The sequence below is a fragment of the Bradyrhizobium barranii subsp. barranii genome (assembly GCF_017565645.3).
In the GTDB taxonomy this organism is placed as follows: domain Bacteria; phylum Pseudomonadota; class Alphaproteobacteria; order Rhizobiales; family Xanthobacteraceae; genus Bradyrhizobium; species Bradyrhizobium barranii.
In genome coordinates, this window is the sequence record NZ_CP086136.1 from 4813696 (window position 1) to 4835757 (window position 22062).

The window sequence follows — 22062 nt, forward strand, 5'->3', positions numbered from 1 at the left end:
GACCTTCGGGCTCTCTGACGTAGACGAGACACAAGATGCGCCGCACGCCCCGCTTGATCGCAGCCGCCGTCCTGATCGCCTTCACGGGCATCCTGGGCGGCTGCTCCAGCTTCGATCCAAGCGACATGCTCGACTTCCTCGACACCAAGAAGAAGCTGCCGGGCGACCGCAAGCCGGTCTTCCCGGAGGGCGTTCCGGGCCTCGAGCAGGGCGTGCCGCGGGAGATGTACAAGGGCGCAGCACAGCAGCAGCCGGATCCGAACGCACCGGCCGTCGCGGCTCTGCCCGCCGAGCCGTCGCCCGAGGCCAAGCCGGCAAAGGGTGCCAAGGCGAAGAAGACCAAACAGCCTTCCAGCACCGCGGCCGCGCCCGCTGAGGCGCCCGCGGGCGAGGTCGACGGCGAGGCCCAGCCGGAGGCCGCGCCGCCCACGGCCGCTCCGCCGCCCAAGCAGAAGATCGTGCGCAAGCGCACCACCGCCCCGCCGCCGGATCAACCCGTCCAGCAGGCGCAACCGACCCAAACCACCCAGCAGCAATCGCAGGGAGCTTTCCCGGCACCGATGCCGAGCGGCAGCTTTTCGCGCTGATCACTTCATTACATTGACAGGCGCGGCCTTCGCAGCGCACGAATGACCGATGTCCTTCACGATTGCTATTATCGGCCGGCCAAATGTCGGCAAATCGACGCTGTTCAACCGCCTGGTTGGGCAGAAGCTCGCGCTCGTCGATGACCTGCCGGGCGTCACCCGCGACCGCCGCGAAGGCGAGGCCAGGCTCGGCGACCTCGAATTCACCATCATCGATACCGCCGGCCTCGACGAGGGCGCCAAGGGCTCGCTGACCGCGCGCATGCAGGAGCAGACCGAGGCCGCGATCGCACAGGCCGACGCGCTGTTCTTCGTCATCGACGCCCGCATCGGCCTGACGCCCACCGATCGCGCCTTCGCCGATTTCGCCCGCAAGGCCGACAAGCCGGTACTGCTGGTCGCCAACAAGAGCGAAGGCAAGCACGGCGATGCCGGCGCGATGGAGGCCTTTGCGCTCGGCCTCGGCGATCCCATTCAGGTCTCGGCCGAGCACGGCGAAGGCATGGGCGAGCTGTATGACGCCCTCCGCGAGTTGATGCCGGAGCCTGTCGAGGAAGATGAAGACGAGGACGACGAGCCGCTGACCGAGGAGGAGGCCGCGACGCGTCCGATCCGCGTCGCCATCGTCGGCCGGCCCAATGCCGGCAAGTCGACGCTGATCAATCATCTGCTCGGCGAGGAGCGCCTGCTGACGAGCCCGGAGGCCGGCACCACGCGCGATTCCATCGCGGTCGAGATCAACTGGAAGGGCCGCGATTTTCGCGTGTTCGATACCGCAGGCCTGCGCCGTCGCTCGCGCATCGAGGAAAAGCTGGAGAAGCTCTCGGTCGCCGACGCGTTGCGCGCGGTGCGCTTTGCCGAAGTCGTCGTGATGATGATGGACACGCAGAACCGCTTCGAGGAGCAGGACCTGCGCATCGCCGATCTGATCGAGCGCGAGGGCCGCGCGGTCGTGCTCGCCGTCAACAAGTGGGATCTGATGGAGACCAAGGGCGGCGGCGCCATCTCGGGCCTGCGCCGGGATGCCGACCATTCGCTGCCGCAGATCAAGGGCGTGCCGATCGTCGCCGTATCAGGTCTGATGGGCGAGGGCATCGATCGTCTGATGCAGGCGATCCAGGACGCCTACGCGGTCTGGAACAGGCGCGTGCCGACATCCGCGCTCAATCGCTGGTTCGAGCAGGCCGTGCAGGCCAATCCGCCGCCGGCCGTGTCCGGCCGACGGCTCAAGCTGAATTACATCACGCAGAACAAGGCGCGTCCGCCGAGCTTCGTGCTGTTCTGCTCGCGCGCGGACGCGGTGCCGCAGTCCTATTTGCGCTACCTGACCAATTCCATGCGCGAGACCTTTGAGCTGCCGGGTACGCCGGTGCGCATCACCTTGCGCGAAAAGGCCAACCCCTTCGCCCACAAGCGCAAGCGGCCGTCGTGAGCAACGATGCCGGCGAGGCGACGGCGCGAAGCGCTGCGCCGGTCCGGCGTGGTGCCGTCGCCTTCATCTTCGTCACCATCCTGCTCGACATGCTCGCGCTCGGCGTGATCATGCCGATCCTGCCGAAGCTGATCGAGAGCTTCGTCGACAACGACACCGCGCATGCGGCCCGCATCTTCGGCCTGTTCGGCACCGCCTGGGCGCTGATGCAGTTCGTGTTCTCGCCGGTGCTCGGCGCGCTGTCGGATCGCTTCGGACGGCGGCCGGTGGTGCTGCTGTCGAATTTCGGGCTCGCCGCCGACTATGTGCTGATGGCGCTCGCGCCGTCGCTGCTCTGGTTGTTCATCGGCCGCGTGATCTCGGGCATCACCTCGGCGAGCATTTCGACCGCCTTTGCCTATATCGCCGACATCACGCCGCCGGAGCGGCGCGCGGCCGTCTTCGGCAGGATTGGAGCTGCCTTCGGCGCCGGCTTCATCCTGGGCCCGGCGCTCGGCGGCCTGCTCGGCGATATCGATCCGCGGCTGCCGTTCTGGGCGTCGGCGGCTTTGAGCTTTGCCAATGCGCTCTATGGGCTCTTCGTCCTGCCGGAATCGCTGGCGCCGGAGCGGCGCGCGCCGTTCCGCTGGACCAGCGCCAATCCGGTCGGAGCGCTGCACTTGCTGCGTTCCAACGCGGCACTGGCCGCGTTATCCATCGTCAACTTCATCGCACAAGTCGCGCATGTCGTGCTGCCCTCGACTTTCGTGCTCTATGCGACCTATCGCTACGGCTGGGATTCCAAGACCGTGGGTCTGACGCTCGCGATGGTCGGCATCTGCGCCATGGTGGTGCAGGGGCTCGCCATCGGCCCGATCGTACGCGTGTTCGGTGAGCGGAATGCGCTGGTGCTCGGTCTGTGCTGTGGTGCGATCGGCTTCGTGATCTTCGGCGCCGCGCCGACCGGCCCGCTGTTCTGGATCGGCATTCCCGTGATGTCGCTGTGGGGCATCTCGGGCGCCGCCATGCAATCGCTGATGACCCGACTGGTCGCGCCCGATCAGCAGGGCCAGTTGCAGGGCGCGACCGCGAGCGTGCAGAGCGTGTCGCAACTCGTCGGACCGTTCCTGTTCACGCTGACGTTTTCCTATTTCATCGGCGCCAGCGCGCCGTTGCATCTGCCCGGCGCGCCGTTCCTGCTTGCGGCGGTATTGATGGTGGTATGTGTCGCGATCGCGATGCGGACGCTGGTGACTACGAAGACGGTTTCGTAGGGTGGGCAAAGCGAAGCGTGCCCACCGCTACTTCGTCAACTCGCGGAGAGAAGGTGGGCACGGCGCTTACGCGCCTTTGCCCACCCTACGGCGGCGTCGACGGTCTTACTTCTTCACCAGCGGGCACTCGCTGTCCTTGAGCGGCTTGGCCGCGTCTTCCGCCGCGATCGTGGCGATCTGCTTGTAGTAGTCCCACGGGCCCTTCGACTCCTCGGGCTTCTTCACCTCGAACAGATAGGCCGGGATGAGACGGCGTCCGTCTTGGCGGAGCGGGCCATTGCCGAACAGCGGATCGTCGGTCGGCAGCTCCTTCATCTTGGCGACGACCTTGGCGCCGTCATGCGGGTTGCCGCCGAGCGCTTCCATCGCCTTGAGATAGTGCAGCACCATCGCGTAGTTGCCGGCCTGGGTCATCGACGGCATCGCGTTCTTGCTGGCCAGGGCGGCGAAGCGCTTCGACCAGGCGCGGGTCTGCTCGTTCATGTCCCAGTAGAAGGACTCAGTGAAGGTCAGGCCGTGCGCGGTCTTTAGGCCCAGCGAATGCACGTCGTTGATGAACAGCAGCAGCGCCGCGAGCTTCTGGCCGCCCGATACGATGCCGAATTCGGCCGCCTGCTTGATCGAGTTCGTGGTGTCGCCGCCGGCATTGGCGAGGCCGACCACCTTGGCCTTGGACGATTGGGCCTGCAGCAGGAAGGACGAGAAGTCCGAGCTGTTGATCGGGTGCTTGACGCTGCCCAGCACCTTGCCGCCGTTCGCCGTCACGACGGCCGTGGTGTCGCGTTCCAGCGCGTGGCCGAAGGCATAATCCGCGGTAAGAAAGAACCAGGTGTCGCCGCCGGCCTTGGTCAGCGCCTTGCCGGTGCCGTTGGCGAGCATGTAGGTGTCGTAAGTGTAGGAGATCGTGTTCGGCGTGCAGGCCTTGCCGGTCAAGTCGGCAGAGGCGGCGCCGGAATTCAGCAGCACCGAATTCTTTTCCTTGACGAGGTTGCTGACCGCGAGCGCGACGCCGGAGTTCGGCGTATCGGCGATCGCATCGACCTTCTCGTTGTCGATCCACTGCCGAGCGATATTGACGCCGACGTCCGGCTTGTTCTGGTGATCGCCGCTCAGCACGTCGATCTTCCAGCCCTTCTTGAGCAGGCCGGAATCCTCGACGGCCATCTTGATCGCGACCACGGAGTTCGGGCCGCCGATATCGGCATAAAGGCTCGACATGTCATTCAAGACGCCGATCTTGACGGTCTTGTCCTGCGCGTAGGCGGATGTTGCAAAACCGAAGGCGGCACAGGCCAGAAGGGCCGCATAGCGGCGCGCGAGCGTCGTCGTCATAAAAGGTCTCCTCCATTTTCAATATGCGGACGGCTCTCTTGCGGAGCCTTGTTCCGGCTGATCGCTCTACCGTGTCCCACGGCCGGCGGCAATGCGCCTAAAGCCGGATGACGCTGCGGCGTAGCGTCATCCGTCGGTTAACCTTTGGGCAAAGTGTGTTGAGACGCTATTTGAGCGCGTCCGACGTCAGCCTGAATTTCTGGATGCGCTTTCCGGTATCGACCTCGGCGGTATAGACGTTACCCTTGGCGTCGACCGCCATCGCATGCACCCAGTGGAATTGCCCGGCATTGCGGCCGTTGTGCCCGAAGCTGCCGACCACGCTGCCGTCGTCGCGCTTGATCACCCTGATCTCGTTGTTCTCGCCGTCGGCGCTGAGCAAATAGGTCTGCTTCGGATCGGGCCAGATCGCGACGTCCCACACCGCGCCGTTGCCAAGGGTGTTCTTCTCGAAGAAGAACTCCTTCACGAAGGTGCCGTCCTTCCTGAACACCTGGATGCGGTTGTTGATGCGGTCGCAGACGTAGACGAGACCGTCATTGGCGAGCTTCACGCAATGGACGGGATTTCCGAATTGCTGGGAGACGGGCGCCTTGGGATCATACGCCGCCTGCTTGCTGTCATCGGGCTTGTTGCCATAGGCGCCCCAGTGCCGCTTGTAAGCGAGCGTCGTCGCATCGAACACGATGACGCGGCGGTTGCCATAACCGTCGGCGACGTAGATTTCGTTCGCCGCCTTGTCGATCGCGGTTTCGGCGGGCTTGCCGAGCTGCGTGGTGTCGTTGCTGCCGAGGCTCGGCGCGATCTTGCCGATCTGGGCGACGAACTTGCCGTCGAGCGAGAACTTCAAAATGGCGTTGTCGTTGTCGGCGTTGCCGCCGACCCAGACGAAGCCGCGCTCGTCGACCTCGATGCCGTGCTCGCGGCCGACCCATTCATAGCCTTCGCCTGGACCGCCCCACGACCGCAGCAAATTGCCGTCGGTGTCGAATTCGAGCACGGGAGGCGCCGACACGCAGCACTTCGAGCGCGGCGGGCTGAGGCTCGCGCCTTTCTCGTCATCGGTGAGCGAGCGCGGGCGATGGATCACCCAGATATGGCCCTGCCAATCCACGGTGATGCCGCCGACCTGGCCGAGGATCCAGTTGTTCGGCAGCTGTTTTGGCCAGGAGGCATCGACCGCGAAGGTCGGGACGTCACCCGCAGTCGCCGTGCCTGGAAGCACGAACGCGATGGCGGCAATCAGGATGGAGAACGTGTGAGAGACTCGTACGAGCGCAGGGCCGAGCCTTGTACAGACAAGCCCTGCGCGATCATGCCACGGCGCCATGGCAACCTCCCTTTTTTGGCTTGCGGCTTGTTGCCGCTTGAGCGTGGGCAGTCAATCGCGGGGAGGCACACGAGTCAATCAGGCCGGCGAGCGGAAGCTCATCAGTGTGCGGGTCTTGTAGTCGTAGAACTTGCCGGTTTCGGTCCAGTCAGGCCCGCACATCGGGACGATGAATTCGGCCACCTGCTCGGGTGTCTCCAGCGTCGCCGGATCTTCGCCCGGCATCAACGCGGCGCGCATGCGAGTGCGGATCGGGCCCGGGTTGAACAGGTTGACACGGAGCGGCGTGTTCGCGGTTTCCTGTGCCCAGGCGCGGGCCAGCGTTTCCAGCGCGGCCTTGGAGGCGGCGTAGGGGCTGACATAGGCGGTCGCCTTGTTGGCGGCGCCCGAGGTGATGAACACGGCCCGGCCTGCATCGGACTGCCTCAGCAGCGGCTCCATGCAGCGGATCAGCTGGAAGTTCGCGGAGACGTTGACCGCCATCACGTCGGTGAAGGCTTTCAGTTCGATGTGGCCGACCGGCGAGGAGGGACCGAGCACGCCGGCATTGCCGACGAGGATGTCGAGCTTGCCATAGCGTTCGTGCAGGCCGGCCCCGAGCCGCGCGATGCCGTCGGAATCGGTGAGATTGAGCGGCACCAGCGTGGCGCTGCCGCCGTCTTTCCGGATCTCGTCATCGAGCTCTTCCAGCCCGCCCTGCGTGCGCGCCGTCGCAACGATATGCGCGCCGGCCCTCGCCAGCGCCCTGGCCGTGGCGAAGCCGATGCCGCGCGAGGCGCCGGTGACGAGAGCGATGCGGTTGGCGAGGGGTTTTGTCATGGCGGGGTTTTACAGGCGTGGATGGCCGGGACAAGCCCGGAATTTCTGCCCTTGAGCTCCCGCCGCAGCCCTACTGGATATTGGTACTATTGTTCGGGCCGTTCCCCGAGCTGTCAGGCGGCACCTTCATGCCCTGCCTGAAGGCGAAGACGATGAAGCCGACCAAAAGCCCTCCGCAGAGAATGGCGATGGCCAGCTGCATCGTCGCGGTCTGTCGTCAGCTCGCCTCCGCCAGCAACGACAATTGCCGCGGCTGCTGCTCGGTCTGGGTCTGGTCGGTGAGATGGGTCGGATACGCCCCGGTGAAGCAATGATCCGAGAATTTCGGATTGGCGGGGTCGCGGCCGGGCTCGCCCATGGCGCGATACATGCCGTCGATCGACAGGAAGGCGAGCGAGTCGGCGCCGATGATCTCGCGCATCTCCTCCAGCGAATGCGTCGCGGCCAGGAGGCCGCCGCGATCCGGCAGGTCGATGCCGTAATAATCGGGATAGAGGATCGGCGGCGAGGCGAGGCGGAAATGCACTTCCTTGGCGCCGGCATCGCGCATCATGCGCACGATCTTCTTCGAGGTGGTACCGCGCACCAGCGAGTCGTCGATCAGGATGATGCGCTTGCCTTCGATCGCGGCGCGGTTGGCCGAATGCTTCATGCGCACGCCGGACTCGCGGATCGCCTGGGTCGGCTGGATGAAGGTGCGGCCGACATAGTGGTTGCGGATGATGCCGAGCTCGAACGGCACGCCGGAATGCTGGCTGTAGCCGACCGCGGCGGGGACGCCGGAATCCGGCACCGGCACGACGACGTCGATCGGCACATGGCTCTCGCGCGCGAGCTGCGCACCAAAGGCCTTGCGCACTTCGTAGACCGAGCGGCCGTGAACGATGGAGTCCGGGCGGGAGAAATAAATGTATTCGAAGATGCAGGGGCGCGGCGCCATCGGCGGGAACGGCTTGTGGATGTCCTGGCCGTTCTCGTCGAACACGATGACTTCGCCGGGCTCGATGTCGCGAATGAAGCGCGCGCCGATGATGTCGAGCGCGCAAGTCTCCGAGGTCAGGATCGGACAACCGTCGAGCTCGCCGAGCACCAGCGGGCGGATGCCGCGTGGATCACGCGCGCCGACCAGCTTCTTGTTGGTCAGCGAAACCAGCGCATAGGCGCCCTCGATCTCGCGCAAGGCGTCGATGTAGCGCTCGATGAAGCGGCTGCGCCTGGAGCGCGCGACGAGATGCAGGATCACCTCGGTGTCGGTGGTCGACTGCATCATCGCGCCGTTCTTCACGAGCTCGCGGCGCAGCGTCAGGCCGTTGGTGAGGTTGCCGTTGTGGGCGACCGCAAGGCCGCCGGCATTGAGCTCGGCGAACAGCGGCTGCACGTTGCGCAGGATGGTGGCGCCGGTGGTGGAGTAGCGGACATGGCCGACGGCCATATTGCCGGGCAGGCGGTCGATCACCTCGCGGCGGGAGAAGCTGTCGCCGACGAGGCCGAGGCGGCGTTCCGAGTGAAAGCGGCTGCCGTCGTAGGAGACGATGCCGGCGGCCTCCTGGCCGCGATGTTGGAGGGCGTGGAGGCCGAGCGCGGTGATGGCGGCGGCGTCAGGGTGGCCATAGATGCCGAAGACGCCGCATTCCTCGCGGAGCGTATCGCCCTCCAGGTCGTCCTGAAGCTCTAGCGCGGCTGGGCCGAGATCAAGTTGGGCGTCCTGGTCAGGGTGTCGCATCTCGTCCGCGCCTCTCTTTTAGGGCCTAATCAACGCGCCGCAGGTTTCTCGATCAGCTTCTTGAGGCTGTCACGAGCCGGTTTGCTGTATCCGTCGCCAGTGCCCGAAGGCTGCTGTTCGGAATCAGCTTGATCATCATCTGGTTTGTTTTTCTTGAATCTCTTCAAGATGGTGTTCTCGGGGTCGTCAGGCAAGAGGGCCATCAGCCAATCCCCGGTTCCCTGGAGCACCACGCGAGATTTGGCCCCCGTGACCCAGTCCGGGCGCTGCTTGTCCGGCACCAGCCAGGTGAAGAACAGGAACGCGACCACGACGATCAAAAGCCCGCGAGCGAGGCCAAACAGGAAGCCCAGGGTGCGGTCCAGCGCGCCGATGCGCGAATCCAGGATCATGTCGGAGATCCGGACCGTGATCACGGAAACCACGACCAGGGTGCCGACGAACACACCGGCGACCACGACGACGCTCGCCACCGTGTCGTTGTTGAAATAGGTCTTTGCGGTCGGCAGCAGCTTCGAGAACGAGTACAGCGTCACGATCGCCGCTGCGCCCCAGGCCGCGATCGACAGGATTTCGCGCATGAAGCCGCGGACCATGGCGAGCAGGCCCGAGATCAGCATCACACCGAGCAGGATCAGGTCGAGGAGTGTTACTGGCATCGGCTGGTCGGGTCCGCTCGTACTTCAAAGGTGCTCAGCGAATCGGTGCTTGGCCGTGGCCCTAAGTGAGGGCCAGACGGCGTTCCCGGCAAGGCCGCAACCACGCAATCCCATGCTGCTTTTGTGACGGCTGTATAGCGGTGGGGGCGGAGGACGTCACCTCCACCTAACCCTCTCCACGGCGGAATCTTGCCGAAGTGGCATTTTTCTCCGCCGGCGGGCTCGAGTCGCCGCGGCGGGAGCCCCGGGCCGCGATCTCGGCCACCAGTGTCGTCAGGCTGTTGATTGCGTTCAGGGACAGTGCGGCGTCGCCGCCAGCATCGCCGCCCCGGGCCGATTCGGGCAGCACGGCGCGCTTGAAGCCGAGCTTGACCGCTTCCTTGAGCCGGGCCGGGGTCTGCGCCACCGGGCGGATGACGCCGGAGAGCGAAATCTCGCCGAAATAGACAGCATCGGTAGGTAACTGCGCATTAACCAGGGATGAAACCAGTGCGGCCGCGGCGGCCATATCGGCCGCCGGCTCGTGGATGCGCAGGCCGCCCGCGACGTTCAGATAGACGTCGTGGCCGGACAGCTTGACCCCGCAATGGGCCTCCAGCACCGCCAGCACCATGGAGAGCCTGCTCTGATCCCAGCCGACCACGGCCCGGCGCGGGGTGCCGAGCGAGGTGGGGGCCACCAAGGCCTGCAATTCGACCAGAACGGGCCTTGTGCCCTCGATGCCCGCAAAGACTGCGGTGCCCGGCGTGCCCAGATCGCGCTCGGACAGGAACAGCTCGGACGGATTGGTGACCTCGCGCAGGCCAAGGCCGGTCATCTCGAACACGCCGATCTCGTCGGTCGGGCCGAATCGGTTTTTCACGGCGCGCAGGATGCGGAATTGCTGCGAGCCTTCGCCCTCGAAGGACAGCACCGCATCGACCATGTGCTCGACCACGCGGGGGCCGGCGATCTGGCCGTCCTTGGTGACATGGCCGACCAGGATGATGGCCGCACCGGTCTTCTTGGCGAAGCGGATCAGCGCCTGCGCCGAGGCGCGCACCTGAGTGACCGTGCCGGGCGCGGATTCCACCGTGTCGGTCCACATGGTCTGGATCGAATCGATCACGATCAGCCGCGGCACCGCGCCTTCCGACAGCGTCGAGACGATATCCTCGACAGAGGTCTCGGCCGCGAGCTGCACCGGCGCGTCCGACAGGCCGAGCCGCTCGGCGCGCAGCCGCACCTGGGCGACCGCCTCTTCACCGGAGATGTAGACGATGCGGTGGCCGGCGCGCGCCATCAAGCTGGTGGCCTGCGTCAGCAGCGTCGACTTGCCGATGCCGGGATCGCCGCCGACCAGCAGCACCGAGCCGCGGACGAAGCCGCCACCGGTGACGCGGTCGAGCTCGGTCATGCCCGAGGACAGGCGAGGAGCGTCCTGGGTCTTCCCCGACAGGCTCTCCAGCGCAAACGTCCGTCCCTTGCGCTTGGAGCGGATCGAGACCGGCACGCTGCCGGTCGTGTCCTCCTCGGCAAGCGTGTTCCACTCGCCGCAAGACTCGCACTTGCCCTGCCAGCGGTTATAGGCCGCGCCGCAGTTCTGGCAGACGAAGGAAAGCGTGTTCTTGGCCATGGGGACAGCGAGTCGGGGTTTTCAGGTTTGCTGATAGCACGGAATGACGGGCGAGACGGCGATCGCCGGCACCCCCATTAGCCCAATTCACCGCAGCCGATACACCCTTTGTTAGCTCTACGCCGCCGCGCCGTTCCGGACTTTGCCAAATGTTAGCGGACGCGGGTCCAGTTTCGAAACCGATACGGGATGGCGAAACGAATGACGGTAGTCTTGCGGATAATGCTCGCCGTGGGCATGGCCTGCGGCCTTCTTCTGCCGGTAGGCGGCGCCGTTGCGGCCGACGCCGGGCGTCTCAACATCGTTTTCGTCAACCCCGGCAAGACCGGCGAGGTCTACTGGGACATGGTCGCGCAGACCATGCAGGCCGCGGGCCGCAAGCTCGACGCGCATGTCGAGGTGCTGACCAGCGAGCGGAATTACCGCACCATGCAGGAGCTTGGCTTCGGCGTGGTGGCACGCGCCGACAAGCCGGACTTCCTCATCCTGTCGAACGAGGAATCCGCCGCCGTTCCCATCCTGGAGGCGGCCGAGGCCGCCGGGGTCAAGACGCTGCTGCTCTCGAACACGCTGATCGGCGACGACGCCGCGCGCCTCGGACCGCCCCGGCAAAAGCTCAAGACCTGGCTCGGCGACATCACGACGGATCTCCAGACCGCGGGTGCGAGGATGGCCAATGCCTTGATCAACGTGGCGCGCGGCGAGAAATGGCAGAGCCCGGACGGCAAGATCCACATTCTCGGCATCGGCGGCGACGAGATCACGCCGGCCTCGATCGCCCGTAACGCCGGTCTCAAGCTCGCGGTGGACGCCGCGCCCGACGTGGTGGTGGACCGGATGCTGTTCGCCAACTGGACCCAGTCGGAGGCAGAGCAGGTCACCAGGAATTATCTGAACTGGGCCGCGCGCAAGGAGATCCGGCCTGCCGGCATCTGGGCCGGAAACGATCCGATGGCGCTCGGCGCGCTTCGCGCGGTGGTCGCGGCCGGCCTCACGCCCGGCCGAAACATCCAGCTGGTCGGCCTCAACTGGTCGGAGGACGCGCTGCGCGAGATCAAGGCGGGCCGTCTGCTCATGACCGATGGCGGACATTTTCTGCTCGGCGGCTGGTCGATCGTCCTCCTGCGCGACTACGCCGACGGCTGCGATTTCGCGACCGCATCGCCCCGCGTCGAGGCCAGGACGTCCGCGATCACGCGCGACAATCTCGCTTCGGTCGGAGACCTCATCAAGACGCGCGCCTTCGATCGGATCGATTTCTCGCGCTTCAGGGCGAGGGCGGGGCGCTGCGGCCAGTACGATTTCTGCATCGATGCGCTCATCTCTTCGCTGACGCTTCCGGAAGGCGCTGCTGACTGATGCGAAACGGTAACGACATGACCGACCCGGATCGCAAGCAGCAGCAGACGGCGCCGTCGCGCTCGCGCTCGGTGGTCCGTGCGATGATCTGGGCCACCGTGCCGGTGCTGCTGGTGGTGCAACTGCTCGCCTCTGCCGGCGTCGAGGCATCGAGCTTCTGGTCGCAGATCAGGCAGCTCGACGCGCGCATTGCCCGCACGGCCGAGAGCCGCGCCGAACTGATCGCCGAGCCGCTCTGGAAGATGCGCTACGATCAGGTCACGAGCGTCCTCAACGAGATCATGCACGACGAGACCATTGCCGCGGCGGCCGTTTATGACGACACCGGCGTCGCGATCGCGCGGGTGGTGGCGCGGCCGACGGACCAGGCGGTATCGGAAGTCTCGCGTCCGATCCGCTACAGCAACGGCAACATCGCCGTGCAGGCCGGTCGTATCGCGATCGCCTATTCCTATGCGACGGTCTACACGGACACGGGCAGCCGGCTGATGCTGCTGCTGGTGGTCGGCCTGCTCGCGACATTTGCCACCCTGATCGCGATGCGGATCTCGGCCAACATCTTCATCGGCAAGCCGCTCACCGCGATCATGTCGGCGATCCAGCGCAGCAAGCAGGACGGGCGCGCCTATCCGGCCGACATCAAATCGACGAACGAATTCGGCCAGCTCGCGCGTGCCTTCAACGCCATGCAGCACACGACATCGGGCGCGCTCGACCGGCTCGGGCACATGGCCGCGCACGATCCGCTCACGGGCCTGCCCAATCGTCGCTCGCTGTCCGAGCATCTGGTGACCCTGAGCGGCGATGCCGGCTCGCCGGACTCGCTGATCGCCTTCTGCTTCATCGATCTCGACGACTTCAAGGGCATCAACGACACCTTCGGCCATGATGCCGGCGACAAGTTCCTGGTGCACATCTCCGAGCGCCTGCGTGATGCGGTCGAACCGCAGGATTGGGTCGCCCGGCTCGGCGGCGACGAATTCGTCGTGATCCGCCCCGAGGTCAGCAATGAAGCGACCGCCCAGGCGTTCGCGCGCCAGCTGTTAGATGCGATTTCCGAGCCGATCCGGCTGCACGACAAGCAGGTCGTGCCGCGCGCCAGCATCGGCCTTGCCGTGCGCCGCGCCGGCGATCCCGAGCTGTCGCATTTGCCGGCGCTCGCCGACATCGCGCTCTACCATGCCAAGAGCAAGGCGCCCGGCACGGTCGCAGTGCTCGACGAAGCGCTTCAGCGCGACTATCGCCGCCGCCGGGATCTCGAGCTCGCCATTCCCGCAGGCTTCGCCGAGGGGCAGTTCGAGGTCTGGTATCAAAGCCAGGTCGACCTCGAGAGCCAGGCCGTTGTCGGCCTCGAGGCGCTGATCCGCTGGCGCCATCCCGAACTTGGCTTGATCGGTCCCGGCGAATTCCTGCCGCTGATCGAGCGCAGCGGCAACAATGCGCGGCTGACGCGCTACGTGCTGACCGATGCCTGTCGCGCGCTGCAGCGACTGACGTCCGCCGGCAGGCCGCAGATCCGGATCGCGATCAATCTGCCGCCGTCCGAGCTTGCCGACCATTCGCTCGCCGCCGAGCTGCGCGCGACCTGCGCGCGTTTCAACGTTGCGGCATCATTGCTGGAGCTCGAGATCACCGAGGGATCGCTGATCAACAACATCGCCAGCGCCTCCGAGACGCTGCACCGCCTGCGGCGCCTGGGCGCGACCATCGCGCTCGACGATTTCGGCACCGGCTACAGCTCGCTCGCGCATCTCAGGCGGTTCCCGCTCGACAAGGTCAAGATCGACAAAGCCTTCATCAGCGAGATCCCTGACAGCGCGGAAGACAAGGCGATCGTCGGCGTCATCGCCTCGCTCGCCGGCACGCTGGGGCTGACGCTCGTCGCGGAAGGCATCGAGCGGCCCGAGCAGGCCGACGCCATGCGCGAGATGGGCGTGATGCTCGGGCAGGGTTATCACTACCATCGGCCGCAGCCGCTCGACGCCGTGCTGCAATGGCTCGAAAAGCAGGCGGTACCCACTGAGACAAGCCGCGTCCTCGCCGGCAGCCCTTCGATCGCGCCCGAATTCGCCGCCTGAGCGCGATTACGACTGCGTTGCGTTCCAGAGCATGGAGAGGCCCGCAGCGATCATGATCGCGTCCATCACCAGGCGGAACATCTCCGGCTTGAGATGCAGCACGAAGCGTTTTGCGATGAAGGCGCCCGACATCAGCGAGGAGCCTGCGACCAGGCCCTTGATGAAGACATCCTGCGTCAACGCGCCGAAACGTTCGAAGGTCACGGATTTCGCGAAGTAGAGGCCGAGTGAGGAGGCCGCTTCGGTGGCGAGGAAGGCGCCCTTGGACAGGCCGTAGAACAGGAACAGCGGCACGCTGAGCGGGCCGGTCGAGACCACGATGCCGGTGAGATAGCCGATGATCGCCCCGCCGATCGCGAGGTGCCAGAGATTGGCCTTGAGGTCGTGCCGCGCCAGCCAGTGCCGCACCGGCACCATCGCGATCAGGAAGACGCCGATGGCGAGATCGACGGCGTGCGAGGGGAGCGCGAGCAGCGTGCGCGCGCCCAGCACGGCGGCCGGAATGCCCGTCACCGAATAGGCCGCGCAGGCCCGCCAGTCGACCTCGCGCCACCAGGCCAGGATCCGGGAGAAATTCGCCATCACGGAGGCGACCGCCATGATCGGCACGGCTTCCTTCGGCCCATAGGCATAGACCAGCACCGGCATCAGCATGATCGACGACCCCGTGCCGACGATGCCTGAGACGGTGCCGGCGATCAGGCCGACGATGAGGACGAAGAGAAAGGCCAAGGTGCTCTCCACGAATCGGGAGAGTTTAGCCGTGGCCGGCGATGTGGGCGATCCATTCCAGGCGAGGGAACCGATCGCTCAGCGCATGCGGTCCGGGCCGGCCGTCAGCCTTGCTCGTCCATGATGCGCAGCTTCTCGACGCGGCGGCGAAAATCCTCGTCCGTCGAGAATTCGGCGGAGAGATAGGACGAGACCAGATCCACGGCGAGCCAGGCGCCGACGATCTGCGCGCCGATGCACATGACGTTGACGTCATCATGCTCGACGCTCTGATGGGCGGAATGAACGTCGTGGCAAACCGCGGCGCGGATGCCCTTCATCTTGTTGGCCGCGATCGAGGCGCCGACGCCGGTGCCGCAAACCATGATGCCGCGTGCGGCTTCGCCTGACGTCACCTTCTGAGCCACGGCCCGCGCGATGTCGGGGAAATCCACCGGCTTGTCGTCATGGGAGCCGACATCGACGACGTCGTGGCCGAGGCTGCGGATATGGTCGATAACGGTCTGCTTGAGCGGCCAGCCGGCGTGGTCGGATCCGATGACGAGACGCATGTGATGTCCTTCTTGATTTTACATTGGCCGTGACAGCCGCTTCGCGGCTGTCACGATTTTCCCTGGCTTCAGCTGCGCATGTCGGGGGGCAGTTCGACCCCGTGGAATTTCTTGTAGATCGCGTTGAGCTTGCCGTTCTTGACGTTCTCGGTGATCCAGGCGTTGAGCTTGTCCATCAGGCGCTGCTCGCCCTTCTTCAGGCCGATCGCGAGGTCGAAGGTCGCCAGCGGGATCCGGGATTCGAACACACGCGACGGGTTCTTCACCCCGATCTGGTTGATGATCGTCGCCGACGAGGCGACGCAGTCGACCTGGCCGGAGACGGCCGCCGTCACCATCGTGGCGTCGTCGTCGTAGCGCGAGATCTTGAGGTCCTTGTCCTTCATGTTGGACAGGGTGGTGTCCTGCGTGGTGCCGCGGGAGACGCCGATCGACTTGTCCTTCAGGTCGGGCCAGTCCTTGACGGTCGAGGATTTCAGGCAACCGACGTCGGATTGCAGCGTCGCATAGCGCTTGGTGAAGTCGATGACCTTGGCGCGATCGGGCGTCACCGACAGGGTCGAGATGATGATGTCGGCCTTGCCGGTCAGGACGTTGGGGATGCGTGTCGCGCCGGTGGTCTGGATGAATTCGAGCTCGAGCCCCCAATCCTTGGCGAGCAGTTGCGCCACTTCGACGTCGGAGCCGGTCGGCTTCATGCTGCTGTCCATCATACCCGAGGGCGGAATGGCGACGTCCGTCGAGATGCGGATTTTCTTGGCCTGCGTGATGTCGTCGAGCAGGTCGGCCGACGCCGGCGTGGCTGATATCATGACGAGGCCGAACAGCGCGGTGGCGGTCCCCAGCAGTGTCTTGTTTGTCATCCTTGGTTCTCCTCTCCTGTTATGATTTTAAGTTTCCAGTGCCCACGAATTGCGTGAGTTCGGGCGTCGCCGGCGACGTCAGGATCGAGGCGGGGCCGGTCTCGTGGACCTTGCCCCGATGCATGAAGACGATTCGGTCGGCGATGCCTTTGGCAAAACCCATCTCATGGGTGACCATCACCATGGTCATGCCGTCCGCCGCCAATTGCTCGATTACCTTCAGCACCTCGCCAGTAAGCTCGGGATCGAGCGCGGAGGTGACCTCGTCGAACAGCATCACTTTCGGCTGCATCGCGAGCGAGCGGGCGATCGCCGCGCGCTGCTGCTGGCCGCCCGAGAGCTGCTCGGGATAGGCGTGCAGCTTCTCCTCGAGCCCGACCTGCGCGAGCACTTTTCGGGCGAGGTCCCTGGCTTGCGAGGCGGCCATGCCCTTCACGGCGCAGGGGGCGAGCGTGATGTTCTGTTCGATCGTGAGATGTGGAAACAGATTGTAGCTCTGGAACACGATGCCGACGTCCTGGCGCAGCGCGCGCAGATCGACATCAGGGCGGTCGACGCGATGCCCGCACACGACGATCTCGCCCCCGTCGACCTTCTCGAAGCGGTCGATGCAGCGCAGCGCCGTGCTCTTGCCGGAGCCGGAGCGGCCGATCAGTGCCAGCACCTCGCCGCGTTCGACGGCAAAGGAGACGCCATCGAGCACCCGCAGCGGGCCAAAGCTCTTCTGCACGTCGCGGAGCGACACGATCGGTTCGGAGGAGGAGGAGGGGTTTTGCTGCATGTCAGGCTGGTGCGAGGTTGGACCTGCCACGCCCCATCCGCCGTTCCAGCTTCTGGCTGAACAGGGACAGGGGATAGCACATGGTGAAATAGACGACGGCGATGATCGCGTAGATGGCGAACGGCTCGAACAGCGAGTTGTTGACGATCTGGCCCGACCGCATCAGCTCGACGAAGCCGACGACCGAGGCGAGCGAGGTATTCTTGATGATCTGCACCATGAAGCCGACGGTCGGCGGCGTCGCGATGCGGATCGCCTGCGGCAGGATCACCTTCATCATGCGCTGGGTCCGGCTCAGCGCGAGGCCTTCGGCGGCCTCCCATTGCGGCTTCGGCACCGACTGGATGCAGCCGCGCCAGATCTCGCCGAGATAGGCCGAGACATAGAGCGTGAGCGAGGCGCCGGCGGCAGCTAACGGCGAGACCTTGAGGCCGATCGCGGCGAGGCCGAAATAGCCGAGGAACAGGATGACGAGCAGCGGCGTGCCCTGGATCAGCTGGACGTAGACGCCGCTGGCGATCCGCACCGATTTGAGCGGCGAGATGCGCGCCAGCGCGATCACGAAGCCGACGATGCCGCCGCCGATCAGCGCGATCACGGACAGGCCAATCGTCCACAGCGCGCCCTGGCCGAGGAACATCAGATGATTGATGTTGAGATGTCCGCCCAAGGTCATCTCACAATGGTGTGCCGAGCCGGCGCCGGCGCGGAAACAGCACGAGGCCGAGGCCCCAGAAGCCCGCGCGCATCACCAGCGACAGGATGACGTAGAGCACGGCGACGATGATGTAGGTCTCGAACGCCCGGTAGGTGTCCGACTGGATGTAGTTGGCGACGGCGGTGAGTTCTTCCGCCGAGATCTGCGAGCAGACCGAGGAGGCCAGCATCAGCAGCACGAACTGGCTGGTCAGCGCCGGATAGACCTTCTCGACCGCCGGCAGCAGGATGATGTGCCAGTAGATCTGGAGGCGCGACAGCGCCAGCCCTTCGGCGGCCTCGATCTGTCCGCGCGGGATCGCCTCGAAGCCGGCGCGCATGATCTCGGCGGTGTAGGCGCCGACATTGATCGTCAACGCGGCCACCGCCACCGTGAACGCCGAGAATTTCAGCCCGAGGCTGGCAAGGCCGAAATAGACCAGGAAGATCTGGACCAGCAGCGGGGTGTTGCGGATCGTCTCGACATAGACTTTGCAGGCGCCTGCGATCAGCGGGCTTCGTGAGCCGCGGCCGACGGCTGCGAGCGTGCCGAACAGGGCGCCGAGCACCGTCGCGAAAGTCGCCAACTCCAGCGTCAGCGCCGCGCCGGCCAGAAAATTCGGCCAACGCCCCAGCACTGCGGGAAAGTCGAGTTGGAGGCTCATCGCCGTCAGGTTCAGCCGGTGGTCTGGTTGGTCATGCGGTCATAGACGCGGAACAGCGCCTGATTGCCGTTGCTGCCTTCGCCATGGGCGCGCGCATCGACATATTGGCTGGTGACGAACGCGGTGCCGGGCAGCGGCACGCTCAGCGCCTGTGCGTGCTCCTGCACCAGGCGGAGATCCTTGAGTTGGAGATCGATCCGGAAGCCGGCGGAGACGTCGCCCGCGATCATTGCGGGGCCGAGCTTGTCAAGCATCCAGGACGCGGCGGAGCCGCCGAGCAGAACGCGACGCAGCAGATTGAGATCGATGCCGGAAGCGCGCCCGAGCGCCAGTGCCTCGCAGATCGCCTGGATGTTGATGCCACAGATCAACTGATTGCAGAGTTTCACGGTCTGACCGGCGCCGGCCGCGCCGACATGCGTGATGGTCGTGCCCATCGCGCGGAAGAACGGTTCGGCCTGGGCGAAAGCGGCCGCATCACCGCCGGCCATGATCGAGAGCGCGGCGTTCTTGGCGCCCACCGGCCCACCCGAGACCGGTGCGTCGATGAAGCTGACGCCGGCCTTTTGCAGGTCGGCATGGATGCGGCGGACGGCGACCGGCGAGATCGTGCTCATGTCGACGATCAGCTTGCCGGGCGGGGGAGACTTCAGGAGACCATGTTCGCCGTAAACGGTCGCCTCGACATGAGGCGTGTCGGGCAACATGGTGATGACGATGTCAGCGCCTTGCGCGGCGTCGGCGGGGCTGTTGGCGCCGGCCGCGCCTTCCTTGACGCTGTCGGCCAAGGCTGCTTCGTTGAGATCGAAGACACGAACCGCATGCCCGGCCACCAGGAGGTGGCGCACCATCTCGCGGCCCATCGTGCCGATGCCGATGAAGCCGACATTGCCCTTGTCGTTCCGTCCCATGTCAGTCGTCCGTTTCTTGGTTGATTGGTTTCTTGCTTGTTGGCCTGCCGCGATCAGCCTGAGGCGCTGGTCTTGTCGATGTCGCCGACGACGGCGCGCCTGCGGTATTCGTCGCCGATGGCAAAATGCTTGCGCAGCGTCGCATCTGCTCGCTCGGGGTCGCGCGCGATGATCGCGTCGAAGATGCGCCGGTGGTCGTCGATCAGGTACGTCTTCATCGACGGGAAGGCCTGCACCAGCTCGCGGCGGCTGCGATGCGAATGCGTCAGCAGTCCCGCCAGCGAACCGTGCAGGACCGTCAGCGTTTCCGAATGCGATGCCACGACGATGGCGCGATGGAATTCGAAGTCGGCCATGCCGCCGGCATCCGCCTCGTCGATCGTCTCTCCGATCTTCGCGAGCGCACGCTGCAGGCGTTCGAAATCGGCGATGTTGGCGCGCTCGCAGGCGAGCCGGATCGCCTGACACTCGATCGCGACGCGCGCCTGCATGACGTCATCGAGCATGTCGGCCTGCTGGGCGAGCGCGAAGGTGAAGAAGTCGTTCAGCACTGAGACGTCCGGCTGTGTCACCACAGTGCCGATGCGGTCGCGGATCTCGACGATGCCGAGCACGGTGAGGGCGCGCAGCGCTTCGCGGACGATCGGCCGGCTGACGCCGAGGAGGGTCGCCAGCTCGCGCTCGGAAATCAGGCGGTCGCCGGGCTTGAGCGAGCCCGCAAGCAGGCGTTCGCGCAGGAAGGCGAACACCTTCTCGAACCCTTTTTCGCCCTCAGCGGCCCGCTTCACTTCCATCCCGGTCTCTTTTTGGTCTGATCTTGGTCAGACCAGTAGGCTAACCAGAGCGTCGGCGTCAAGAGCCTTGGTTAATTGCGGGTGTCGCAGGCGCGGCCAATCCGATCGGTTCCCCGGCCGGATCCTTCAAATTTGAGGCGTATTGATCGGAGCGCTCACTCAAAGAACTTGAGGTCCGCGATGCCCGATCATCGTTCTTTCTCCGCCCTCGACCGTCATGCGGCGCTCAGCGGATCCGACAACGGCTTTCCCTGGTATGCGAGCGCGATGCTCGCGGTCGAAGCGAGCGAGGTGGTGCGGCTGCGCTGCGAGAAGCTCAGCCACGGCGACGAGGGCGCCCGGCAGGAGGCCGCGCTGATGGTCAGCGAGAAGATCGCTGCGGCTTTCGAGGCGGCCGCGAGCCTGCTTGCGGGAGCAACGCCGGCCGCCATCGTCCAGCGCTATCGCGAGCACGTGGCCGCGAACGCCAGGCGGCTGTCCGCGAACGAGGCTCCATGACCGAGTTGCGCTGCTGACAGCATGTTGGCAGCAGGGGCAGGCTACGACCATCTCCTGACAAAACGGAGAGCGGGTCCATGCCGATCGAGGCAAGCTGTCATTGCGGTGAGACGGTGTTCGAGGTGACGGAGGTGCCGGCGAGCGTGACGCGCTGCACCTGCTCACTCTGCGCCAAGCGGGGCGCGTTGTGGGCCTATTACACGCCGGCGCAATTTCGCCTGCTGTCGCCGCCGGAAAATGTCGCGACCTATCTCTGGGGCAGCCGCACGGTCAAACATCATTTCTGCGCGAGCTGCGGCTGCGGTACCTATTCGGAGTCGCCGGACTGGTCGACCGGCAAGGCCGATTTCGACAATCCCAAGGTTGCCGTGAACGCGCGGCTGTTCGACGATTTCGATCTCGATGCCGTGCCGGTGAATATGATCGACGGCAGGAATTTGTGGTGAGCATGCAGGGCGCGCGCATGTCCGCTGCGCGTTTGTGACCTTGAGGCGATTTTGAAAAGCTGATTTGGTCCGGCCCCAGAGAAAAAGGGGGGAAGCCACGATGCGTCTTTTTGCGCGAGTGATGCTCGCAATGTGTCTGGCCGTTGCAGCCGGCTTCAACGCGCAGGCGCAGACCAAACCGAAGGTCACGACATCGGGACCTGACTTCCTCAAGGCCGCGCTGTTCGTCGGCAACAGCTTCTTCTACTACAACAACGGCATGCCCGGGCATCTCTCCTTCATGGAGCGCGCGGCTGATGCTGACAACAAGGCGGCGTACCGCAACACCATGGCCACGATCGGCGGCTCCGGCCTCGATTGGCACGACATGGACAACCTGCTGCGGCCGGGCGGCATCGGCGCCTATTCCTTCGACGACCAGAACAACGTCGTCTTCAACAAGCCGGGCAGGCAGTTCGATGCCGTCGTCATGATGGATTGCAGCCAGTGCCCGATCCATCCGCAATTGAAGGACGCGTTCGCGACCTTCGCCAAGAAGGACAGCGAGATCGTCCGTGCCCACGGCATGCGGCCGGTGTTCTTTATGTCCTGGGCCTATGCCGACAAGCCGGAGATGACCGAGGCTCTGGCCGAGGCCTATACGACCGCGGGCAATGCCAACGATGCGCTCGTGATCCCCGCAGGCCTCGCCTTCGCGCGCGTGCGCAAGCTCCAGCCGGAACTCAATCTCTATGCGCCGGACAAGCGGCACCCGAGTCCGGCGGGCACGTACCTCGCAACCTGCGTGACCCTCGCCGCGCTGACCGGGCGCTCGCCGGTCGGCAACTCCTATACGATAGGCTTGGATGCGGAGACCACCCAACTGCTGCAAAAGGCGGCGTGGGATACGGTGCAAGACTATTACGGGCGGTGATCTCGGGTGATCTCGTAGGGTGGGC

Annotated in this window: 23 protein-coding genes; 8 read left to right on the plus strand and 15 right to left on the minus strand. The window is 65.3% G+C overall.

Annotated elements, in window-relative coordinates; translation table 11 throughout:
- Positions 1-35 precede the first annotated feature (35 nt).
- Genes J4G43_RS22830 through J4G43_RS22840 form a run of 3 tightly spaced genes read left to right on the plus strand, consistent with a single transcriptional unit; the run spans position 36 to position 3272 of the window.
- Positions 36-587 (plus strand): hypothetical protein, encoded by a 552-nt coding sequence (locus tag J4G43_RS22830; RefSeq protein ID WP_208086392.1) that lies wholly within the window; start codon positions 36-38, stop codon positions 585-587.
- 49 nt (positions 588-636) lie between these two features.
- Positions 637-2019: a ribosome biogenesis GTPase Der gene (der, locus tag J4G43_RS22835; RefSeq protein ID WP_208086393.1), complete on the plus strand. Its 1383-nt coding sequence runs from the start codon at positions 637-639 to the stop codon at positions 2017-2019.
- Positions 2016-3272 carry a TCR/Tet family MFS transporter gene (locus J4G43_RS22840; protein WP_208086394.1) on the plus strand — a complete coding sequence of 419 codons (1257 nt, stop codon included), beginning with the start codon at positions 2016-2018 and terminating at the stop codon, positions 3270-3272. Before der ends, J4G43_RS22840 begins: the two co-directional genes overlap by 4 nt.
- 105 nt (positions 3273-3377) lie before the next feature.
- Here the strand turns inward: J4G43_RS22840 and J4G43_RS22845 are convergent, their stop codons facing one another.
- The 7 genes from J4G43_RS22845 to radA form a co-directional block, all read right to left on the minus strand.
- Entirely contained in the window at positions 3378-4604 is a 1227-nt protein-coding gene (locus tag J4G43_RS22845) for an ABC transporter substrate-binding protein (protein WP_063983724.1), read from the minus strand.
- A 166-nt stretch (positions 4605-4770) separates the two neighbouring features.
- Complete coding sequence (locus J4G43_RS22850) at positions 4771-5934, minus strand: NHL repeat-containing protein (RefSeq protein ID WP_208086395.1); 1164 nt, start codon at positions 5932-5934, stop codon at positions 4771-4773.
- Between the two features lie 78 nt (positions 5935-6012).
- Positions 6013-6753, minus strand: a complete 741-nt coding sequence (locus J4G43_RS22855) for an SDR family NAD(P)-dependent oxidoreductase (protein ID WP_208086396.1) — start codon at positions 6751-6753, stop codon at positions 6013-6015.
- Between the two features lie 70 nt (positions 6754-6823).
- Complete coding sequence (locus J4G43_RS55335) at positions 6824-6955, minus strand: hypothetical protein (protein ID WP_256461572.1); 132 nt, start codon at positions 6953-6955, stop codon at positions 6824-6826.
- 15 nt (positions 6956-6970) lie between these two features.
- Positions 6971-8476, minus strand: coding sequence for an amidophosphoribosyltransferase (gene purF, locus J4G43_RS22860; RefSeq protein ID WP_208086397.1), 1506 nt, complete (start codon positions 8474-8476; stop codon positions 6971-6973).
- Positions 8477-8505: 29 nt separating this feature from the next.
- Positions 8506-9135: a CvpA family protein gene (locus J4G43_RS22865; RefSeq protein WP_071914705.1), complete on the minus strand. Its 630-nt coding sequence runs from the start codon at positions 9133-9135 to the stop codon at positions 8506-8508.
- 166 nt (positions 9136-9301) lie between these two features.
- Positions 9302-10750 carry a DNA repair protein RadA gene (gene radA, locus J4G43_RS22870; RefSeq protein WP_208086398.1) on the minus strand — a complete coding sequence of 483 codons (1449 nt, stop codon included), beginning with the start codon at positions 10748-10750 and terminating at the stop codon, positions 9302-9304.
- Positions 10751-10951: 201 nt separating this feature from the next.
- On the opposite strand from radA, the gene J4G43_RS22875 reads away from it, so the two are divergent.
- Complete coding sequence (locus tag J4G43_RS22875; protein WP_225005046.1) at positions 10952-12109, plus strand: ABC transporter substrate-binding protein; 1158 nt, start codon at positions 10952-10954, stop codon at positions 12107-12109.
- Entirely contained in the window at positions 12109-14187 is a 2079-nt protein-coding gene (locus tag J4G43_RS22880) for a putative bifunctional diguanylate cyclase/phosphodiesterase (protein ID WP_208086399.1), read from the plus strand. Before J4G43_RS22875 ends, J4G43_RS22880 begins: the two co-directional genes overlap by 1 nt.
- Before the next feature lie 6 nt (positions 14188-14193).
- Here the strand turns inward: J4G43_RS22880 and J4G43_RS22885 are convergent, their stop codons facing one another.
- The 8 genes from J4G43_RS22885 to J4G43_RS22920 all read right to left on the minus strand — a co-directional run bounded on the left by J4G43_RS22885 (position 14194) and on the right by J4G43_RS22920 (position 20180).
- A complete protein-coding gene (locus J4G43_RS22885) occupies positions 14194-14919 on the minus strand; it encodes a sulfite exporter TauE/SafE family protein (protein WP_063986422.1) in 726 nt (241 codons plus the stop codon).
- 104 nt (positions 14920-15023) lie between these two features.
- Positions 15024-15470, minus strand: coding sequence for a ribose 5-phosphate isomerase B (rpiB, locus tag J4G43_RS22890; protein ID WP_028149726.1), 447 nt, complete (start codon positions 15468-15470; stop codon positions 15024-15026).
- Between the two features lie 68 nt (positions 15471-15538).
- Positions 15539-16333 (minus strand): transporter substrate-binding domain-containing protein, encoded by a 795-nt coding sequence (locus tag J4G43_RS22895; protein WP_071914695.1) that lies wholly within the window; start codon positions 16331-16333, stop codon positions 15539-15541.
- 19 nt (positions 16334-16352) lie between these two features.
- Positions 16353-17114, minus strand: a complete 762-nt coding sequence (locus J4G43_RS22900; RefSeq protein ID WP_208086400.1) for an amino acid ABC transporter ATP-binding protein — start codon at positions 17112-17114, stop codon at positions 16353-16355.
- Position 17115: 1 nt separating this feature from the next.
- The gene (locus J4G43_RS22905) at positions 17116-17790 is read right to left on the minus strand and encodes an amino acid ABC transporter permease (RefSeq protein WP_208086401.1); all 675 of its coding nucleotides are present in this window, start codon (positions 17788-17790) and stop codon (positions 17116-17118) included.
- A gap of 1 nt (position 17791) precedes the next feature.
- Positions 17792-18475 (minus strand): amino acid ABC transporter permease, encoded by a 684-nt coding sequence (locus tag J4G43_RS22910; RefSeq protein WP_208086402.1) that lies wholly within the window; start codon positions 18473-18475, stop codon positions 17792-17794.
- Between the two features lie 11 nt (positions 18476-18486).
- Positions 18487-19386: an NAD(P)-dependent oxidoreductase gene (locus J4G43_RS22915; protein WP_208086403.1), complete on the minus strand. Its 900-nt coding sequence runs from the start codon at positions 19384-19386 to the stop codon at positions 18487-18489.
- Between the two features lie 53 nt (positions 19387-19439).
- The gene (locus J4G43_RS22920) at positions 19440-20180 is read right to left on the minus strand and encodes a FadR/GntR family transcriptional regulator (protein WP_208086404.1); all 741 of its coding nucleotides are present in this window, start codon (positions 20178-20180) and stop codon (positions 19440-19442) included.
- Between the two features lie 180 nt (positions 20181-20360).
- Here J4G43_RS22920 and J4G43_RS22925 point away from each other — a divergent pair, with 180 nt between their 5' ends.
- From J4G43_RS22925 to J4G43_RS22935, 3 genes are all read left to right on the plus strand, one after another.
- Positions 20361-20678, plus strand: coding sequence for a hypothetical protein (locus tag J4G43_RS22925; protein WP_208086405.1), 318 nt, complete (start codon positions 20361-20363; stop codon positions 20676-20678).
- Positions 20679-20755: 77 nt separating this feature from the next.
- Positions 20756-21124 (plus strand): GFA family protein, encoded by a 369-nt coding sequence (locus tag J4G43_RS22930; RefSeq protein ID WP_028149720.1) that lies wholly within the window; start codon positions 20756-20758, stop codon positions 21122-21124.
- A gap of 100 nt (positions 21125-21224) precedes the next feature.
- Positions 21225-22037: an SGNH/GDSL hydrolase family protein gene (locus J4G43_RS22935; protein WP_208086406.1), complete on the plus strand. Its 813-nt coding sequence runs from the start codon at positions 21225-21227 to the stop codon at positions 22035-22037.
- The last annotated feature ends 25 nt before the right edge of the window (positions 22038-22062 follow it).

What these genes read in the sequence shown, in the direction of transcription:
- J4G43_RS22830 (WP_208086392.1), top strand. Translation starts at nt 36, where the DNA reads ATGCGCCGCACGCCCCGCTTGATCGCAGCCGCCGTCCTGATCGCCTTC.
- der (WP_208086393.1), top strand. Translation starts at nt 637, where the DNA reads ATGTCCTTCACGATTGCTATTATCGGCCGGCCAAATGTCGGCAAATCG.
- J4G43_RS22845 (WP_063983724.1), bottom strand. Translation starts at nt 4,604, where the DNA reads ATGACGACGACGCTCGCGCGCCGCTATGCGGCCCTTCTGGCCTGTGCC.
- J4G43_RS22850 (WP_208086395.1), bottom strand. Translation starts at nt 5,934, where the DNA reads ATGGCGCCGTGGCATGATCGCGCAGGGCTTGTCTGTACAAGGCTCGGC.
- J4G43_RS22855 (WP_208086396.1), bottom strand. Translation starts at nt 6,753, where the DNA reads ATGACAAAACCCCTCGCCAACCGCATCGCTCTCGTCACCGGCGCCTCG.
- J4G43_RS55335 (WP_256461572.1), bottom strand. Translation starts at nt 6,955, where the DNA reads ATGCAGCTGGCCATCGCCATTCTCTGCGGAGGGCTTTTGGTCGGCTTC.
- purF (WP_208086397.1), bottom strand. Translation starts at nt 8,476, where the DNA reads ATGCGACACCCTGACCAGGACGCCCAACTTGATCTCGGCCCAGCCGCG.
- J4G43_RS22865 (WP_071914705.1), bottom strand. Translation starts at nt 9,135, where the DNA reads ATGCCAGTAACACTCCTCGACCTGATCCTGCTCGGTGTGATGCTGATC.
- radA (WP_208086398.1), bottom strand. Translation starts at nt 10,750, where the DNA reads ATGGCCAAGAACACGCTTTCCTTCGTCTGCCAGAACTGCGGCGCGGCC.
- J4G43_RS22875 (WP_225005046.1), top strand. Translation starts at nt 10,952, where the DNA reads ATGACGGTAGTCTTGCGGATAATGCTCGCCGTGGGCATGGCCTGCGGC.
- J4G43_RS22880 (WP_208086399.1), top strand. Translation starts at nt 12,109, where the DNA reads ATGCGAAACGGTAACGACATGACCGACCCGGATCGCAAGCAGCAGCAG.
- rpiB (WP_028149726.1), bottom strand. Translation starts at nt 15,470, where the DNA reads ATGCGTCTCGTCATCGGATCCGACCACGCCGGCTGGCCGCTCAAGCAG.
- J4G43_RS22895 (WP_071914695.1), bottom strand. Translation starts at nt 16,333, where the DNA reads ATGACAAACAAGACACTGCTGGGGACCGCCACCGCGCTGTTCGGCCTC.
- J4G43_RS22900 (WP_208086400.1), bottom strand. Translation starts at nt 17,114, where the DNA reads ATGCAGCAAAACCCCTCCTCCTCCTCCGAACCGATCGTGTCGCTCCGC.
- J4G43_RS22905 (WP_208086401.1), bottom strand. Translation starts at nt 17,790, where the DNA reads ATGACCTTGGGCGGACATCTCAACATCAATCATCTGATGTTCCTCGGC.
- J4G43_RS22910 (WP_208086402.1), bottom strand. Translation starts at nt 18,475, where the DNA reads ATGAGCCTCCAACTCGACTTTCCCGCAGTGCTGGGGCGTTGGCCGAAT.
- J4G43_RS22915 (WP_208086403.1), bottom strand. Translation starts at nt 19,386, where the DNA reads ATGGGACGGAACGACAAGGGCAATGTCGGCTTCATCGGCATCGGCACG.
- J4G43_RS22920 (WP_208086404.1), bottom strand. Translation starts at nt 20,180, where the DNA reads ATGGAAGTGAAGCGGGCCGCTGAGGGCGAAAAAGGGTTCGAGAAGGTG.
- J4G43_RS22925 (WP_208086405.1), top strand. Translation starts at nt 20,361, where the DNA reads ATGCCCGATCATCGTTCTTTCTCCGCCCTCGACCGTCATGCGGCGCTC.
- J4G43_RS22930 (WP_028149720.1), top strand. Translation starts at nt 20,756, where the DNA reads ATGCCGATCGAGGCAAGCTGTCATTGCGGTGAGACGGTGTTCGAGGTG.
- J4G43_RS22935 (WP_208086406.1), top strand. Translation starts at nt 21,225, where the DNA reads ATGCGTCTTTTTGCGCGAGTGATGCTCGCAATGTGTCTGGCCGTTGCA.